Raw genomic sequence first — 17,109 nt, 5'->3', positions numbered from 1 at the left:
CGGCACAAGGAAAGTCTGCACATGAAACCTCAAGCGCTCCCCCTTTGCCTGTTGCTGGCCGCCCTCGCCGGCTGCGCCAGCCCCGACGTCGAGGAAATGCCGGTGCATGTCCTCAGCGCCGAAGCCGGCCAGGGCCAGATGACCGAAGTACTGCCGGTGGAGCAGGTCCTGCGTCCACAGGACGTGCTGGACGTGATCTTCCACATCGGCAGCACCAGCCAGACCCGCTATCGGGTGCAACCGGGCGACCAGGTCGACGTCTCGTTCCTCAGCGCCGCCGAGCTGGGCGGCAACAAGCTGGTGTTGCCCGACGGCAGCATCGAGATGCCCTACGTCGGCAACGTGCAGGTCGCCGGGCTGACCGCCGAAGAGGCGCGCCGGACCCTGGAAAGCGCCTATTCGCGGGTGCTGAAAAAACCCCAGGTGACCTTTTCGATTTCCCACGCCATGGCCCAGCTGGACAACCTGCGCACCAGCCTGACCAACCCGGCCACCGGCCTGAGCCGCGAGATCACCGTCGGCTCGGACGGCCGCGCCAGTTTCCCGTTGCTCGGCGCCATGTCCTTGCAGGGCATGACCCTCAGCCAGCTGCAGAAGACCATCAACCAGCGCTACGCCAAGGAAGTCGGCCAGGTCAGCGCCGACGTGCTGCTCAAGTCGACGGCGGCCAACGAGGTGTTCGTGCTCGGTGAAGTCGGCCAGCCCGGCGCCTACCCGATCCGCCGCCCGGTGTCGGTGCTCGAGGCCCTGACCCTGGCCAAGGGCGCCAGCCCCACCGCGCGCCTGGACTCGGTGGTGATCATGCGCCGCACCGGCAACCAGGTGCAGGCCCGCACCTACGACGTCGCCGCCGCGCTGGACCGCAACGCCGCGCAGTTCGCCTATCTGCAACCGGACGACCTGCTCTACGTGCCCAAGACCCGCCTGGCCAAGGCCGGCGCGTTCAGCAAGCAACTGGCGGACATCATCATGTTCCAGGGTGTCGGCTTCAGCTTCGGCTACCGCGTCGACAACAAAGAATCGGACAACAATTGAGCCTTCCCGCGATGAACAGAATCGAAAACTACCTGCACGAGTTCCTCCTCGTGTTCTTCGTCAATCGCCGGCTGATCAAACGTGTGTTCCTCGGCTTCGCCGTGATCGCCCTGCTGTTGCCGCTGGTGCTGCGCCAGAGCTACGAGATCACCGCCGAAGTCATAGTGCAGTCGAAGAAGCTGTCGCAGAGCGACGCCAACACCGTGCTCACCCCGGACAGCGACAAGTTCATCCCGCCGTCCCTGGCGGACATGGAAACCGAGAGCAATATCCTGCGCTCGCCGACGCTGATCCGCGAAACCATCGGCCAGTTGCGCGACGCCGGGGAGTTCGGCGATGGCGAGGGCCTGCTCGCCCGGCTGATCTTCAACCCGCTGCGCGACCACCTGACCACCCCGCTGCGCGCGACCCTGGGCCTGAAGATCGAACCGGTGCGCGACACCGCCCTCGACGCCATGACCACCCAGGCGGTCAAGGACCTGAAGATCGCCACCCTGCCCGGCTCCAACGTGATCTCGGTGGTCTACGCCAGCGCCGACCCGACCCAGGGCACGCGCTTCGTCGAGCGCCTGCTGGCCAACTACCTGAAGAACCGCCAGGACCTGCAATCCAACGAGCTGCCGCAGACCTTCTTCGAGCAGAAGAAAGTCCAGTACCAGGAACGCCTGGATGATCTCGAAGGCTTGCGCCAGGCCCTGCTGGAAGCGGCCCATGCCTCCGATCCCAAGGAAGAAATCACCTTCCGCCTGAACGCCATCAACACCGAGGAGCAGTCGCTCAATGGCTACCGCGACCAGGCCCTGGAGAACCAGCGTCGCCTGGACTACTTGCAAAACAACCTGAAGGCCGCGCGCAAGGGCAGCCTGACCGACTACACCTTCCCCTTCGCCTTCGCCAACACCGTGGACAACGTGGCCTACGAGGACCGCGAGATCAAACAGCTGGGCGAACAGCTGACCAACCTGGTGAGCCAGTACGGCACCACTTCCGACACCTACCGGGCCGACAGCGTGCCGATGCAGCAGCAGCGCGAGCAGATCGTCCGCGCCCGCGCGCAGTTCCTCAAGGTCGTGGAAAACCGCGTCCGCGAGCGCACCAGCGACCTGCAGATCACCAACTCGGTGATCGCCCAGAAGACCGCGCGGATCAACGAGTACAAGACCCGCGTGCGCGACCTGCAGGAAGTGCTGAGCAAGCTGCGCCAGCTCGACACCGAAATCGACGCCCTGCACAAGGCGTTCTTCACCTACACCCAGCGCTACGAAGAAAGCCGCGGCGAGCGCCTGATCAATGGCGAGCTGTCCAACGCCCGGGTGCTCAGCCAGCCCTATGAACCCAGCGAGGCGGCCTTCCCCAAACCCATGCTGATCATCCCCCTGGGCCTGCTCACTGGCCTGCTGCTGGCGATTGCCCTGGGCTACGTCTACGAGTTCTTCGATCACCGCTTCAAGCATCCGGCCCAGGTCGGCGACCACCTGAACCTGCCGGTGCTGATGGTGCTCGACGCGGTGCAGGCGCCGGTGGTCAACCCCTACCCGCGCTGGACCTGGCAGTGGCTCTGGCACTGGGCCAAGCAGTGAACCGCACAGAAAGCGAGATGCTGATGGCCGACCTGCCGATTGTCCATGTGATCCACAGCGGCGGTTTCTATGGCGCCGAACGCATGCTGCTGGACCATTGCCGGGGCATGCCCGGACAGCACCAGGTGCTGTTTATCGACGCGCCGCCGGCCCTGCTCGAACGTTTTCGCGCGGGCGGCGTCGAGTGCCACAGCTGCAGCGGGCTGCGAGCGATGCTCAGCCACCTGGGCCCGCAACCGGTGCTGCTCAATGCGCACAATTTCAAGGCCCAGCTGTTTGCCCTGCTCTGCGCCTGGCGCCTGGGCCTGCCGCTGGTATGGACCCAGCACGGGTTCACCCCGCGCAGCGCCAAGCAGAAGTTCTACACCTGGCTCAGCCTGCGCCTGTGCCGCCGGCGCACGGTGCGGCGGGTGGCCTGCGTGGCGCAGAGCATCGCCCGCTTGCATCGCCAGGCCGGGGTCGAGGCGGAGAAACTGCAGGTGATCCCCAATGGTTTGCCTGAGCAGTGCATTCCCGACCAGAACCTGCGCGACCCCAATGCGCCGCTGGTGGGCTTCGTCGGCCGCCTGAGCCAGGAAAAAGGCCCGGACCTGTTTCTCGACGCACTGATCCCGCTGTGCCTGCAACGCCCGGCGCTGAAGGTGGTACTGCTCGGCGACGGGCCCTTGAGCGAAATGCTGCGCCAGCGCATCCAGGACGCCGGCCTGGCGTTGCAGATCCTGATGCCGGGCTACCAGAACAACATGAGCAAATGGATGCACCGCCTCAGCGTGCTGGTGCTCAGCTCGCGCACCGAAGGTACGCCGATGATCCTGCTGGAAGCCATGCAGGCCGGCACGCCGATCGCCGCCTTTGCCGTCGGCGGCATTCCCGATGTGATCGAACACAGCGTCAACGGCCTGCTCGCCCAGCCGCTGGACAGCACCGAACTGGCCGGGCATATCGCCGAGCTGCTGGACGACCCCGACCTGGGCGAACGCCTGAGCCTGGCGGCGCGCCAGCGGCAACGCCGCGACTATCATCTGCCGCGCCTGACCCTGCGCTGGCAGGCCCTGTACCGCGCGGCCCACGAGGCCTGGAACCGATGATCGCCTCTCTTTCCCTGGGCGCCCTGCTGGGGCTGGCCTGCCTGCTGCTGCTCGCCAGCCCCTGGCCCTATCTGGCGCCGCTGGTGGTGGTCGGCATGTTCGGCCTGGCGCTGCTGTACCGCCGCACCGGCTGGGGCCTGCTGGGCATCTGCGCGCTGGTGCCGTTCGAAGGCCTGTTCAAGGACAGCTCCTTTTCCGCGGCCAAGCTGCTGGGGGCCTCGCTGATCCTGATCCTGCTGTTCAAGCTGCTGATGCGCCAGATCGACGAAACGCGCCTGCGCAGCAACCTGTGGCGGGCGCTGCTGCCATTCCTGCTGTGCCTGCTGCTGAGCCTGATGTACAGCGAGAACCTGGGCGTGTCCCTGGACAGCCTGCGGGAACTGGCGGTGGGCCTGGTGCTGTTTTTCGTGACCCTGCTGATCGGTCGCGAGGTCAACCTGCTGATGCTCTGCCGCCTGCTGGCGCTGAGCGTGGCCGCCACCTGCGTGATCGCCCTGTTCTCGGCCAAGTACCAGGTCGGTGGCCGGGCCATCGGCCTGTTGCAGGACGCCAACTACTTCGCCCTGCTGATCGCCATGGCGGTGCCGCCGGCGATCCTCCTGGCCCTGCGCGAGCGGCACTGGCCGCTGCGGCTGTTCTGGGCCGGGGTGACCCTGACCCTGATGGCCGGCATGACCAAGACCGACTCGCGCTCCGGGTTGCTGGTGGTGCTGTTCACCATCGCCATCGGCGCCTGGCACTACCGCCATCGGCTGCAACGGCTGCGGCCCAAGCACCTGGGGTTCGTCATGTTCGCCGTGGCAATCGTCGTGCCCCTGGGCATCGCCGCGCTGCCGGCGGACTATGTGGCGCGGATCCAGTCCCTGAGCCTGCTCAAGTCCGGCTCCCACTCCGCCGACACCTCCCTGGGCCGGCGCACCTCGTACCTGGTGGTCGGCGGGCAGATGATCCGCGAGAACCCGCTGCTCGGCTCGGGCCTGGGAACCTTTCCGATCCATTACGCGCAGACCGGCTTTGCCAGCGGTTTCTCGGAAAACATGAACGAGCCGGACCTCTACCGGCGCGCCCACAACACTTACCTGGAACTGTTCAGCGAACTGGGGATTCCCGGCGGCCTGAGCTTCGTCGCCCTGCTGCTGATGGGCCTGCGCAACTTCGAACGGGCACGGGTCGCATGGCTGCACAAGGGCCAGCAGGACCAGGCCGACATCGCCACCCACCTGGGCCTGAGCCTGCTGGCCCTGGCGGTGTTCCTGCTGTTTCTCAGTGCGCCGAACCACAAATACCTGTGGATCTTCCTGGCCCTGTCCAGCGTGCTGCGCCGCCAGGCCGAAGCGCCGCAGAGCCACCCCTACAAGGAAGCCAGGTCATGAAACGGATCAGCGTGATAGTGCCGATGTTCAACGAGGCGCGGCATATCCTGCGCACCCTGGACAGCGTCAGCAGCGCCGCCGCCGTGGCCGGGCTGGAATGCGAGCTGATCGTGGTCGACAACGGCTCGCGCGACAACGGCCCGCAACTGGCCATGGACCAGGGCGCGCGGGTGCTGCATTACCCCGGGTTGTCCATCGGCGCCCTGCGCAATCGTGGCGCGGCCTGCGCGACCGGCGACTGGCTAGCCTTCCTCGATGCCGACATCGAGGTGCCGCTGAACTGGCTGCTGCTGTGGAAATCCGCCGAGGCCGCGCAGCGCGCCGATGTCTTCGCCCTGGACTGCGACGCGCCGCGCAGCGCGCCCTGGTTCGCCCGTGCCTGGCAGCGCCGCAGCCTGTCCGGCAACCAGCAGGAACGCCTGCTGCAATGGCTGCCCACCCCCAACCTGTGCATGGCCCGGGTCTGGTTCAACCGCATCGGCGGTTTCGACGAGGCACTGCGCACCGGCGAAGACAAGGATTTCGGCCTGCGCCTGAACCGCGCCGGCGCCCGCCAGTTGAGCCTGGCCACGCCGGTGGTGCGGCACTGGGGTTTCGAGGGCAGCTGGCGCGAATGGAGCGGCAAGGAGTTCTGGCGCCAGAGCAGCCATGTGCAGTTGCTGCGCAATGGCGGCCTGAGCCCGCGGCTGTTGCGTTTCCCCCTGTTGTGCCTGGCCACCGCCCTGCTCAGCCTGCTGGCCCTGCTCTGCCTGCTCGGCGGGCAATGGGCGGCAACCCTGCTGGCCCTGCTCGGCAGCGTCCTGGCGCCCCTGGGCCTGGCCCTGCGCCAGAGCTACCGACACCGCGACCCGCTGTTTTTCCTGCAACTCTGGCTGCTGCACTGGCTGCGCCTGCACCTGGGCGCCGGTGCCCTGTTGCAGGGCCTTTTCAACCGTACTGCCGTGAGGCCCGATCGTGGCTAAGACACTCTTCTGGTTATGCCTGTTGTTGCCGGTCTACGCCTGGATCGGTTACCCGCTGATCCTGGCACTGATCAGCCTGTTTATCCGCAAGCGCCGGGTCGAGCCGGGGCCGCCCTTGTCGGTCAGCGTGATCATTGCCGCGCACAACGAAAGCCGGCATATCGAGCACAAGCTGCTCACCCTGCTGGCCCAGGACTACCCGGCCACCGACCTGCAGATCATCCTCGCCAGCGACGGCTCGACCGACGCCACCGTGGCCACCGCGCTGGCGATCCATGACCAGCGTGTGCTGGTGCTCGACCTGCCGCGAGTAGGCAAGGCCGGAGCGCTGAACGCCGCGGCGGAACTGGCGCGCAACGAGATCCTGGTGTTCACTGACGCCGACAACCAATGGTCCGGCGACACCCTCGGCAAGCTGCTCGCGCCCTTCGCCGACCCGGATGTCGGGGCCTGCGGCGGGCACATGATCATCCCCAACCCCGGCCACGCCCTGAGCCTGGGCGACAGCCTGTACCGGCACTACGAAGCCTGGCTGCGCGAAGCGGAAAACCGCACCGGCTGCATGGTCTCGGCCGACGGCGCGCTGCTGGCCCTGCGCCGCGAACTGTTCGAACGGGTGCCGGCCGAGGTCAACGACGACTTCTTTATCAGCACCTGCGCGCCGGTGGCCGGCAAACGCATTGTCTACGTCGAGGAGGCCCAGGTGCTGGACCAGGGCGTGGACGAAGTCGGCAAGCAATACCGCCGGCGCCTGCGGGTCACGGTCGGCGGCCTGCAGAGCCTGGCCCAGCGCCGGAGCCTGATGAACCCCTGGCGCCACGGCTTCTACGCGATAGCGCTGATCAGCCACAAACTGATCCGCCGCCTGGCGCCGGTGCTGCTGATCCCGCTGCTGCTCAGCAACCTGTGGCTGTGGAACGCCGGGGCCTTCTACAGCCTGTTCCTGATCGCCCAGCTGTGCGGTTATGGCGCCGGCATGCTCGGCCTGCTCGATCAGCGCGGGCGCTTGCCCAAACCCTTTCGCCTGGCCGGCTTCGTCCTGGTGACCCTGGCCGGCATGAGCATGGGCCTCTGGCAATTTCTCCGCGGGCAGCGCTACAGCCTGTGGAACCCGCAGCAGAACCGCTGACATGACACTCAAACAACACTTCAAGCGCCTGGCCGGCATGGCCTATCTCAATAGCTTCGGGCGCACGCGCCTGAGCGAGGCCGGCGTGGTGCTGATGCTGCACCGGGTGCTGGCGGACGAGCGCGCGGCGAACCTGCCCCATCGCGGGCCGCTGTGTGTCGGCCGCAACAGTTTCGAGCACCTGCTGCGCTGGCTGCGCCGGCATTTCGACTGCGTGCCGCTGGAGCACCTGTTGCTGTACCCCGGCGGCGATCGCCCGCGGGTGGCCCTGACCTTCGACGACGGCTGGCGCGACAATGCCGAGCAGGCCTATCCGCTGCTGGAACGCCATGAAGTGCCGGCGAGCATCTTCCTGTCCACCGACTTTATCGGCACCGGCAAAGCGTTCTGGTGGGAAGCCATAGGCGAGACCCTGTGGTTCCAGCCCGAGAGCATCGCCGGCCGGCAATTGCAGGAACAGCTGCGGGTACTGGGCCTGGTGCTGCCGGCCAGCCTCAGGCAACCCGGCAGCGACGAGGCCCGCAGCCGTGACCTGGGGCTGTTGCTGCAACGCCTGAAAACCCTGGCCCCGGACAGCTTGCAGTTGCTGGCCGACAGTTGCCCGCGGGACGGCGCGCCCCACAGCCTGGACTGGAGCCAGGTCAAGCGCCTGGAACGTTCCGGGCTGGTGCGCTTCGGGCCCCATGGCGCCAGCCATGGCATCCTCACCCAGCTCGACAGCACCGCCCTGAAAGACGATCTGGCGCGCTCCCACGCTTGCGTGCAGCACCATTGCGCCGCGCCGCTGCCGATCTATTGCTACCCCAATGGCGACCATGACCCGGCCGTGCGCCAGGCGGTCGCCGACCTCGGTTATCGCTATGCCCTGGGCACCGCCCCGGGGCTGATCGAGCCGTCGCGCAACGAGCCCCTGGCCCTGCCGCGCATCGATGTCAGTCAGGCCAGCGCCCGCCGCCCGTCGTTGCTGGCCTGGCGCCTGTTGAAAGGAGCGCGGGCATGAAGCGCAACGGCTATGTCTGGCACCTGCTGCTGAGCATGGGCACGCGGCTGGCGATGATCGCCATTCGCCTGCTGCGCAACGTGCTGCTGGCGCGCCTGCTGGGCCCGGCGGATCGTGGCCTGTTCGCCCTGCTCAGCGCCCTGCCCGACCTGATCGCCGCCCTCACCAGCGGCGGTCTGAACACCGCGGTGGGTTATGAAGCAGCGCGCCAGCGACCGATGGGCCTGTTGCTGACCCAGATTCTGGTCTACGGCTGCCTGCTGGCCGGAACACTGACCGTGATTGGCCTGCTGCTGATGAACAGCCTGGGCCAGGACTGGTCGATCACCACCCAGCTCGGCCCCTTCGCCTGGCTGTTGCTGCTGGCGGTGCCGCTGACCGTGCTCAAGAGCGGCCTGCTGACCCTGCACAACGCCGATGGCCGGGTCGGCGCCTTCAATGGCCTGCGCCTGCTGGAATCCCTAGTGCCGCTGCTGCTGTTCGTGCTGCTGTGGTGGCTGTGGCGCGACCAGGCCTTGTCGGCGGCGCTGGTCGGCTGGCTCGGCGGCACCCTGCTGGTGGTGCTGGCGGGCTGGTACTGGCTGGGGCGTTATCACCGGTTGCGGCTGCGCTGGCAGCCGGGTGAACAAGGCAAGCTGCTGCGCTACAGCGCCCAGAGCCACCCCGGCGTGCTCTCGCAGCAATTGATGCTGCGCTGCGACTACCTGTTTATCGGCGCCCTGCTCGACCCGGTCGCCCTGGGCCTGTACGCCATGGCCAGCGCCGCCGCGGAACTGCTGCTGATCATTCCCGAGGCGGTGACCACGCCGCTGATGAAGCGCCTGCTGCAACAGGGCGAAGGCATCGAACGCCTGACCCCGCTGGCCCTGCGCATCACCGCCACGGTGATGCTTGGCGCCTGCCTAGGCATGGCGCTGGTCGGCCACTGGCTGATCGTCAGCCTGTTCGGCGAGGCCTACGGCCCGGCCTATCCGGCCCTGCTGGCGTTGCTGCCGGGGCTGTTCGGCCTGTGTTACGCGAGCATCCTGCGCCTGGACCTGCTGGGCAAGCAGCGCCCCGGCGCGCTGTCGTGGCTGCTGGGGGGCGGCGCGCTGCTGAACCTGCTGCTCAACGCCGCGCTGATCCCCACCCTGGGCATAGTCGGCGCCGGCCTGGCCTCGTCCCTGGCCTATCTGGCGGTGAGCCTGGCGATGCTGGTGATGTACTGCCGCCTGAGCGGCGTGGCCTGGTACCGCACCCTGCTCCTGCTGCCCGAAGACCTGATGCAGTTGCGCGCGCTGTTGCGCCCCCGGGAGGCGGCATGCTGAAAGCCAGTTTCTACACACTCCTGGCCCTGCTGAGCCTGGCCCCGGGCGCCCAAGCCGAATCCATGCAGTGGTCGAGCATCCGCGACGGCAGCCTGTACCTGCGCGCCGCCCAGCCGGACCGGCTGAAGATCGGCTGGAGCCCGGCCTGGCAGAGCGACGCCAATCGCGAGCAGCTGTACCTGCTGCAGCCCGACGGCCAGCTGTTCAAGCAACTGGAGATCCGCGCCGACCAGGCCTATGGCGAACGGGACATCGAACTGCCAGCGGCCGCGGGCGACTATCGCCTGCAGATTCCCGGCTACAGCTTTCGCGGGTTCACGATCAGCCACCGCGGCAGCACGGCGGCGCAATTCGAGCCGACCAAGGTGCATTTCAGCGCCGAAGTGCGCAGCGGCGCCGAGCTGTACTTCCGGGTGGCGGCCGGCGAGCAGGCGATCTTGGCCGGCAAGTACTACGGCGGCGTCAGCCTATTGCAGGCCAGCCGCCTGAGCGATGGCGCCAAGGTCCGCCTGGAACTGAAAGAACACCCGGCCTACGGGCAATTCGACCAGGTGGCGCTGCCGCCGGCCGAACAGGACGAAGTCTGGCGCCTGTCCCTGGGCGGCTCCGGCAAGGCGGCGTTCTGGCTGGACGGCACGGCCAATCTGTTTGCCCAGGAGGTCCAGCAACTGCACCCGCTGGACCAGCCCCGGGGCGAGGCACGCCTGCAGTTGAAAGCCCAGATTCTCGGGACCACGCCGCGCCTGGGCATCGCCCTGCCCTATGCCCAGCCGCCGCAGTCCACCTTCAGCCTGTTGCAGGCGATTGGCGCCCGCGCGGCCAACTTCTACAGCTTCGTCGATGTGATCGAGCAAGAGCCCGAACGGGAAATCGGCTTTCGTCGGCTGTACCGCGAGCGCTTCGGAATCGACCGCGACATCACCCTGCTGGCCGGTACCGGGCGCCGCGCCGTGCTTGCCGCCGACGCCCAGAGTTTCGCCGGCCTCGACGCCTGGCTGGCCGACAGCGTGCGCCTGGCTGGCCAGGGCCTGCACTACCTGGCCTTCGCCGACGAGCCCAACCTCAACTACCCGGACTACAGCAGCTACGCCCTGTACTTCGAGCAGATGCTGGCCCGGGCCAAGGCCAATCCCGAGGCTCGCGCGGCCGGTGTGCGGATCGCCATGCCGGCCAGTTCGCGGCTGCTCGACGGGCCGTTCCGGGTTGGCGCCGGGCAACGCCGCGGCATCGACTGGGCGCGCAAGCTGTTGGAGCGGCACGGCGAGGACATCGACGCCCTGGCCTGGCACGAATGGATGGTCCGCGACCTGCTCGCCACCCGCCGCTACCGCGACAGCGTGCGCGCCGCCGCCGAACTGGTGGGCCTGGATGCCGCGGGCCGGCCGCGCAAGGTCCTGCTGCTGAGCCAGACCAATATCTCCAGCGGCCGCGACCTCAGCCCCTACCAGCAGGACACCCATTACGCCGGCCTGTGGTGGGCCTCGGTGGTGATCAACGCCTCCGCCGACGGCCTGCTGGACATGCTCAATTGGTTCCAGGCCGCCGACGAGCCGGACTACCCCAAGGGCATGCTCGCGCAACGCAGCACCAGCCAGTTCAGCCTCAAGCCGGTGGCCGTGGCCCAGCAGTTCATTGCCCGGCACTGGCTGGCCAATGTGCAGGCCCTGGACAACCCGGCCTTCGAGGTCGATGCCCTGGCCATGAGCGAGGCCGGCCGCCACAGCCTGCTGGGGGTGAACAAGGCCTCGCGGGTGCAGGCGCTGAGCCTGGGTGGCCCCGTCGGCCTGTGCCACGCGTCGCAGCTCAAGCTGAGCTTGCTCGGCCCCGACGACCAGCCTCGCGACGCGGTCTTTGAATGCCGTGATGGCCGGGTGCGCTTCGAGCTGCCCGGCGAAACCCTGTTTGCCCTGACCTGGAAAGCGTTATGAGCCGATTGATCGCATTGCTGGAAAAAATCCGCCGCAAGGGCCTGCGCGACAGCCTGCGGGTCCTGCGTGAGCGCTACTTCTATTACCACTGGGAATTGCTCAGCGTCGAACGTTCCCTGGCGCTGCCGGTGCCTTGCCCGGTCACCACGCGGCGCTGGCCCCAGGTGCCGATCGACCGCGCGCTGCTGCCGGCCTTCGAGAAGTACTTTTGCGCGCAGTTGCCGGCGATCCGCGGTTTGCTGGACAAGGGCTGTCGCGGCTACGCCCACCTCGACGCCGACGGCAACGTGATGCTGATGGTATGGATCAACGAGCGCGACTACTACGACGATCAGCTGTACCGCTGCTGGATCCGCATCCCGCCGGGCTGCATCTATCAGTTCGCCGGCGAGTGCGCCCAGCCTTATCGCGGCACCGGGGTGGTGGTGCTGGCGCAGAAACTGATCTGGGAGCACTACCGCGAACGCGGCTTCAAGGCCACCCGGGCGGTGGTCAACGTACGCAACGAAGCGGCGCTGAAACTGCACGTGCGCATGGGCTTTACCGAGGTCGGCGAATCGATCCACGTCTATTGCCTGTTGCGTTGCCTGCATTTCCATCGGCGCGTGCCCTATCACCAGCCACGCCTGCTGCACCTGCGCAAGCCACAGTTGTCGATGCAAGCGCAAACCTCGGCCGATTCCCCCAAGGAGCCGCTGTGACGATCCGCTTCGCCTGGCGCTCCAGCCTGCTGGACGAGGACTTTCCCGTCGCCGCCTTCGAGCAACTGCGCAACACGGTCGAACTGGCCACGCCCTTCAATCGCCTGGCCTGGCTGCGCGGCGCCGAGCAGGCGCTGGACGCCGGGCAACGCCTGCGGGTGCTGCTGGGCTGGCACGGGGAACGGCTGGTGCTGTGCCTGCCGTTGCTCCATGGCCGCGAGCGCAAGGCTGGCCTGCCATTGCCAGTAGTGCGCCATCTGGGCTTCCCCCTCAGCGACCGCCTGGCGCTGCTGGTGGCCGAGGACGGGCTGTCGGCCATGCCCCAGGCGCTGGAGGAAATCCGCCGCGAGTTGCCCCATGCCCTGCTGCAGTTGAGCGAGCTGCTGGCGGCCGGCCCCGCACTGGCGAGCTGGCGCGAGAACAGTTGGTACAGCGCCTGCGCAATCAGTTGCCGGGCGCCGGAACACTTGATTGTCGAGGCCGACCGCCAGGAAGCCCGGGACAAGAACCTGCGCTACGAGCTGCGCCGGGCGAAAAAACGCTGCGCCGAAATCGACGCCCGAGTGATCCGCGTCAGCCCCGATGGCGAGGGCATCGACGCACTGCTGGACTTTATCGGCGCCGTGGAACAGGCCAGCTGGAAAGGCGCGGACGGCCTGGGGATCTTCTCCGGCGCTCGCCGCCAGCGGTGGATGCGCAGCGCCCTGCGCGGGCTGGCCGCCGACGGCTGCGTGCGCGTGGTGCTGCTCGAACACCAGGGCCGCTGCATCAGTTATCGCCTGGGGCTGCTGGAGCGCGGGCGGCTGTACGACTACAACATCGCCTTCCTGCCGGACTACGCCAGCCTGGGCAGCGGCCGGCTGCTGCTCGACGAGTGGATTCGCTGGGGCCTCGACGAAGGCTGGCAGTGGATCGATGCCTCGCGAGTCAGCCTCAGCCGCTCCAGCCATCAACTGCACGAACGCATGAGCGGCCAGGTCGAGCACCAGCGCTGGAGCTTCTATTCGCGCCGCCCCGGCGGCCTGCTGCTGGGCCTCGCCGATCGCCTCTGGCAAGCCCTCAAACCCCATGTCAAAAACTGGCGCGAACGCCGTGCCGCCCGCCAACAACAAGAGAGCCGACCTTGAGCGCTACTTTGAACAGCCGTTTGAACAGCACAGAGACTGCGGCGAAGCTGCCGGCGGTGATCGTCAATGCCGACGACTTCGGCCTCGACCCCGAGTACAACCAGCTGACCCTGCGCGCCTTCGAGCGTGGGGTCATCAGTTCCGCGACCCTGATGGCCAATATGCCGGCCTTCGAGGACGCCTGCCAGCTGGCCCGCGAGAACAGTCTACAAGGACGCATCGGCCTGCATTTCAACCTGACCTACGGCGAGCCGTTGAGCGTGCCGATCCGCAGCCAGCGACGGTTCTGCAACAGCAGCGGCGAGTTCGACCTCAGACTGTCGCGCTCGGTGCTGCGCCTGCCGGACAGTTGCGTGGCCGCGGTCCGGGAGGAACTCGAAGCGCAATGGCAGCGCTGCGTCGACCAGGGTCTGCGCCCGAGCCATATCGACTCCCATCAGCACGTGCACAACCTGTGGCCGATTGCCCCGATCGTCGCCCGCTTCGCCGCGCAACAGGGGGTGCCGGTACGCCTGGCGCGCAATGTCGGGGGCAATATCGGCCTGGCCAAGCGCCTGTTCAAGAACGCCCTGAACCGGCGCATCGTCCGTTTGAGCGGCGCCACGGTGCTGTTCGTCTGTACTCCTCGAGACTTGCTGCAAGGCTTCCGGCCAGCCGGTGCGCTGGAAGTGGTGGCCCATCCGACCCAGCTGGCCGACGGCGATTTCGGTGACGACTACCTGCCCGAGGGTCAGTCCCTGGACCGGCTGCTACGGGAAACCCTGAGGGGCTATCGGCATATCGCCTACAGCCAACTCCGCTGATCCCCGTAGGGCGTTAGCCGGATGGGTTGTCAGGCTTGAGTGATAGCTGGCACGGACATTTCTGAATGTTCCAGGGGGGCGGATGGCGGCGGCCGACCCTGCTTGAATCGACTGGCTTATTCCTGCACCATCCGCCCCCTGCTTATTCAATGGATGGATTTCACGGCATGCTGGATGCTAACGCTACCCATATTTCCCTGACGATCGAAGGCGCCTCGGTCGACCTTCAGGTCCTCAGTTTCGTTGGCCGCGAAGCCCTCAATCAGCCCTTCTGCTTTGATATCGAACTGGTCAGCGCACGCCCCGACCTCAAGCTCGAGGAACTGCTGCACAAGCCGGCCTGCCTGACGTTCGGCAGCACTGGCAAAGGCCTGATCCATGGCCTGGTGTACCGCATCGCCCAGGGCGACTCCGGGCGCAAGCTGACCCGCTACAGCATCAGCCTGACCCCGCAGCTCAACTACCTGCGCCACAGCTTCAACCAGAAGATCTACCAGCACCTGAGCGTGCCGAAAATCATCGCCCAGGTCCTCGAGGCCCGCGGCATCCTGGCCGACGCCTACAGTTTCCAGCTCGGCGCCACCTACCCGGAGCGGGTCTACTGCACCCAGTACGACGAATCCGACCTGCACTTCATCCAGCGCCTGTGCGAAGAAGAAGGCATCCACTTCCACTTCCAGCACTCGGCCAGCGGCCACAAACTGGTATTCGGCGACGACCAGACGGTGTTCCGCAAACTGGCGGCGGTGAACTACCAGCAGGACTCCGGCATGGCCGCCGAACAGCCGGTGATCAAGCGCTTCAACCTGCGCCTGGAAACCCGCACCAGCCGCGTCAGCCGCCGCGACTACGACTTCGAGAAACCGCGCCTGCTGCCCGAGGGCGCGGCCAAGTCCGGGGTCATGCCGGACCTGGAAGACTACGACTACCCCGGCCTGTTCACCCAGCAGGCCCGCGGCAAGCAACTGGCAACCCGCGCCCTGGAACGCCACCGCAGCGACTACCGGCTGGCCGAAGGCAAAGGCGACGAGCCGAGCCTGGTCAGCGGCCACTTCCTGACCCTGGCCGAACACCCGCGCAGCGAATGGAACGACCTGTGGCTGCTGCTGGAAGTGATCCACGAGGGCAAGCAGCCGCAAGTGCTGGGCGAGAACATCACCAGCGACGTCACCCGCAACAAGGACGACTTCCACCAGGGCTACCGCAACCGCTTCCTCGCCACGCCCTGGGACGCCCACTACCGCCCGCCGCTGGAACACCCGAAACCCAAGTCCCTGGGCAGCCAGACCGCCGTGGTCACCGGGCCCAAGGGCGAAGAAATCCATTGCGACCAGTACGGGCGGATCAAGGTGCAGTTCCACTGGGACCGCGACGGCCTGGCCGACGACAACACCTCCTGCTGGGTCCGCGTCGCCAGCGGCTGGGCCGGCAAGGCCTACGGCGGCATCGCCATCCCGCGGATCGGCATGGAAGTGCTGGTGACCTTCCTCGAAGGCGACCCCGACCAGCCCCTGGTCACCGGCTGCCTGTACCACAAGGAAAACGTGGTCCCCTACGACCTGCCGGCGAACAAGACCCGCAGCACCTTCAAGACCCTCAGTTCGCCGGGCGGCAAGGGCTATAACGAACTGCGCATCGAAGACAAGAAAGGCGCCGAGCAGATCTACCTGCACGCCCAGCGCGACTGGGACGAAAACGTCGAGCACGACCAGCGGATCCGCGTCGGCAACGAACGCCACGACACAGTCGAAGCCAACACCCTCACCGAACTCAAGGCCGAAGAACACCGCATCACCCACCTCGACCGCAAGAGCGAAATCCGCGCCAACGACCACCTCACCGTGGCCGTCACCCAGCACGCCAACATCGGCACCGCGCAATTCGTCGAAGCTGGCCAGGAAATCCACTACAAGGCCGGTGGGAAGGTCGTGGTCGAGGCCGGCGCGGAACTGACCGCCAAGGCCGGCGGCAGCTTTGTGAAGCTCGATGCTGGTGGCGTGACCATCAGTGGGGCCGAAGTGAAGATCAATACCGGGGGAGCGCCGGGGGTTGGGACGCCGGCGGCGCCGCTGTTGCCGGGCCTGCTGAAGCTCGCTGACGCCGACAAGGCCGGCGGCCTGCTGCTGGGTCGTTTGAACTCGCCCATACCGCGCCTGACGCCGCCCAAGGGTATCTGCGTCGAGTGTCTGCTCAAGGCCATCCGCCAACGCCAGGCGATTCTCTCCGGAGCACAGCCATGAGCGATTTGCAGCAAGGCCAGCAGGACTGGGTCAACGCCGCGACCAAGGGCTTGAGCCTCACGGCGATCGTCGAGCAGGCCCTGCTCAGCGCGCCGCAGCGCAACGCCCTGGGTGAACTGGAAGGTGCCCGCTGGCCCCTGATGTACCAGGCCGAGCTGGCCCAGTTGCGCAATGACGGGCCGCTATTGCTGGACATGACCGGTCAACCTTTCGAGCGGCTGGTGGCGATCCACGAACTGTTCGGCTCGAACCTGGCCGGCTGGTTGAGCAGCACCCTGCCAGCCAATCGGCTGGCCACCCACCTTGGCGACGCCCTGGTCTGCCAGGACGCCAACGATGCGGTGCTGCTGATCCGCAGCTACAGCGCCGAGGTACTGCCCCTGCTCCACCAGCAAGTCGGCCAGCCATGGCACCAGTGGCTGTTCGGCCCCCTCGACACCTGGTGGGTCAAGGCCGAAAAAGACTGGCAGCGTCTTGCCGGCCCGGCGCACAGCGAAGTGCCCGAGTACCACCCGATCCGCCTGGATGAGCCGATGATGCACAGCCTGCAGCATGACGCCCACGCCGAGCAGCTGCTGGTGCAGACCGAAAACGTCGCCCCCGAGGCCTTTGCCAGCGACTGCCACGGCGAACGCCTGCAACAGGTGCAAGACTTGCTGCAGATCGCCAGAGCCCAGGGCCTGGACCGGCAGGAGGATCAGTCGACCTTCGTGTTGCACAGCCTGATCACCCGCAACCCACTGCACCAGCGCCCCGAATGGGCGGGAATCCTGCGTCAGGTCACCGATGACCGGGACACCCTGGAAAACGCCCTGGCCGCACAAGAAGGCGCCTGA

At 67.1% G+C, this 17,109-nt stretch carries 14 protein-coding genes; all 14 read left to right on the top strand.

All coding sequences use genetic code 11. The annotated features are described in order from the left end of the window. Positions 1–21: 21 nt before the first annotated feature. On the top strand, positions 22–1,035 hold the full coding sequence (locus C4K38_RS15080) for a polysaccharide biosynthesis/export family protein (RefSeq protein WP_025808995.1): 1,014 nt from the start codon (positions 22–24) through the stop codon (positions 1,033–1,035). 11 nt (positions 1,036–1,046) lie between these two features. Next, positions 1,047–2,615 carry a GumC family protein gene (locus C4K38_RS15075; RefSeq protein WP_053279066.1) on the top strand — a complete coding sequence of 523 codons (1,569 nt, stop codon included), beginning with the start codon at positions 1,047–1,049 and terminating at the stop codon, positions 2,613–2,615. A 23-nt stretch (positions 2,616–2,638) separates the two neighbouring features. Next, a complete protein-coding gene (locus C4K38_RS15070; RefSeq protein WP_231998618.1) occupies positions 2,639–3,703 on the top strand; it encodes a glycosyltransferase family 4 protein in 1,065 nt (354 codons plus the stop codon). Then, on the top strand, positions 3,700–5,076 hold the full coding sequence (locus C4K38_RS15065; protein ID WP_053279064.1) for an O-antigen ligase family protein: 1,377 nt from the start codon (positions 3,700–3,702) through the stop codon (positions 5,074–5,076). Before C4K38_RS15070 ends, C4K38_RS15065 begins: the two co-directional genes overlap by 4 nt. Next, complete coding sequence (locus C4K38_RS15060; RefSeq protein ID WP_053279063.1) at positions 5,073–6,038, top strand: glycosyltransferase; 966 nt, start codon at positions 5,073–5,075, stop codon at positions 6,036–6,038. Before C4K38_RS15065 ends, C4K38_RS15060 begins: the two co-directional genes overlap by 4 nt. Continuing rightward, positions 6,031–7,167, top strand: coding sequence for a glycosyltransferase (locus C4K38_RS15055; RefSeq protein WP_053279062.1), 1,137 nt, complete (start codon positions 6,031–6,033; stop codon positions 7,165–7,167). Before C4K38_RS15060 ends, C4K38_RS15055 begins: the two co-directional genes overlap by 8 nt. Position 7,168: 1 nt before the next feature. Continuing rightward, entirely contained in the window at positions 7,169–8,167 is a 999-nt protein-coding gene (locus C4K38_RS15050) for a polysaccharide deacetylase family protein (protein WP_053279061.1), read from the top strand. Further along, a complete protein-coding gene (locus C4K38_RS15045) occupies positions 8,164–9,474 on the top strand; it encodes a lipopolysaccharide biosynthesis protein (protein ID WP_053279060.1) in 1,311 nt (436 codons plus the stop codon). Before C4K38_RS15050 ends, C4K38_RS15045 begins: the two co-directional genes overlap by 4 nt. Further along, positions 9,468–11,402, top strand: coding sequence for a hypothetical protein (locus C4K38_RS15040; RefSeq protein ID WP_053279059.1), 1,935 nt, complete (start codon positions 9,468–9,470; stop codon positions 11,400–11,402). The genes C4K38_RS15045 and C4K38_RS15040 overlap by 7 nt, the downstream gene beginning before the upstream one ends. Next, on the top strand, positions 11,399–12,103 hold the full coding sequence (locus C4K38_RS15035; protein WP_053279058.1) for a GNAT family N-acetyltransferase: 705 nt from the start codon (positions 11,399–11,401) through the stop codon (positions 12,101–12,103). Before C4K38_RS15040 ends, C4K38_RS15035 begins: the two co-directional genes overlap by 4 nt. Further along, on the top strand, positions 12,100–13,230 hold the full coding sequence (locus tag C4K38_RS15030; protein WP_053279057.1) for a GNAT family N-acetyltransferase: 1,131 nt from the start codon (positions 12,100–12,102) through the stop codon (positions 13,228–13,230). Before C4K38_RS15035 ends, C4K38_RS15030 begins: the two co-directional genes overlap by 4 nt. A 20-nt stretch (positions 13,231–13,250) precedes the next feature. Further along, positions 13,251–14,033, top strand: coding sequence for a ChbG/HpnK family deacetylase (locus C4K38_RS15025; RefSeq protein WP_053279202.1), 783 nt, complete (start codon positions 13,251–13,253; stop codon positions 14,031–14,033). Between the two features lie 167 nt (positions 14,034–14,200). Then, a complete protein-coding gene (locus tag C4K38_RS15020) occupies positions 14,201–16,273 on the top strand; it encodes a type VI secretion system Vgr family protein (RefSeq protein WP_081364246.1) in 2,073 nt (690 codons plus the stop codon). After that, positions 16,270–17,109, top strand: coding sequence for a DUF4123 domain-containing protein (locus tag C4K38_RS15015; protein ID WP_053279040.1), 840 nt, complete (start codon positions 16,270–16,272; stop codon positions 17,107–17,109). The genes C4K38_RS15020 and C4K38_RS15015 overlap by 4 nt, the downstream gene beginning before the upstream one ends.

This window comes from Pseudomonas chlororaphis subsp. piscium, assembly GCF_003850345.1.
GTDB lineage: Bacteria > Pseudomonadota > Gammaproteobacteria > Pseudomonadales > Pseudomonadaceae > Aquipseudomonas > Aquipseudomonas piscium.
The sequence above is the reverse complement of the archived record's forward strand: the minus strand, read 5'-3'. Positions and strand labels throughout refer to the sequence as shown.

What these genes read in the sequence shown, in the direction of transcription:
- C4K38_RS15045 (WP_053279060.1), top strand. Translation starts at nt 8,164, where the DNA reads ATGAAGCGCAACGGCTATGTCTGGCACCTGCTGCTGAGCATGGGCACG.
- C4K38_RS15060 (WP_053279063.1), top strand. Translation starts at nt 5,073, where the DNA reads ATGAAACGGATCAGCGTGATAGTGCCGATGTTCAACGAGGCGCGGCAT.
- C4K38_RS15075 (WP_053279066.1), top strand. Translation starts at nt 1,047, where the DNA reads ATGAACAGAATCGAAAACTACCTGCACGAGTTCCTCCTCGTGTTCTTC.
- C4K38_RS15070 (WP_231998618.1), top strand. Translation starts at nt 2,639, where the DNA reads ATGGCCGACCTGCCGATTGTCCATGTGATCCACAGCGGCGGTTTCTAT.
- C4K38_RS15065 (WP_053279064.1), top strand. Translation starts at nt 3,700, where the DNA reads ATGATCGCCTCTCTTTCCCTGGGCGCCCTGCTGGGGCTGGCCTGCCTG.
- C4K38_RS15035 (WP_053279058.1), top strand. Translation starts at nt 11,399, where the DNA reads ATGAGCCGATTGATCGCATTGCTGGAAAAAATCCGCCGCAAGGGCCTG.
- C4K38_RS15015 (WP_053279040.1), top strand. Translation starts at nt 16,270, where the DNA reads ATGAGCGATTTGCAGCAAGGCCAGCAGGACTGGGTCAACGCCGCGACC.
- C4K38_RS15040 (WP_053279059.1), top strand. Translation starts at nt 9,468, where the DNA reads ATGCTGAAAGCCAGTTTCTACACACTCCTGGCCCTGCTGAGCCTGGCC.
- C4K38_RS15050 (WP_053279061.1), top strand. Translation starts at nt 7,169, where the DNA reads ATGACACTCAAACAACACTTCAAGCGCCTGGCCGGCATGGCCTATCTC.
- C4K38_RS15080 (WP_025808995.1), top strand. Translation starts at nt 22, where the DNA reads ATGAAACCTCAAGCGCTCCCCCTTTGCCTGTTGCTGGCCGCCCTCGCC.
- C4K38_RS15020 (WP_081364246.1), top strand. Translation starts at nt 14,201, where the DNA reads ATGCTGGATGCTAACGCTACCCATATTTCCCTGACGATCGAAGGCGCC.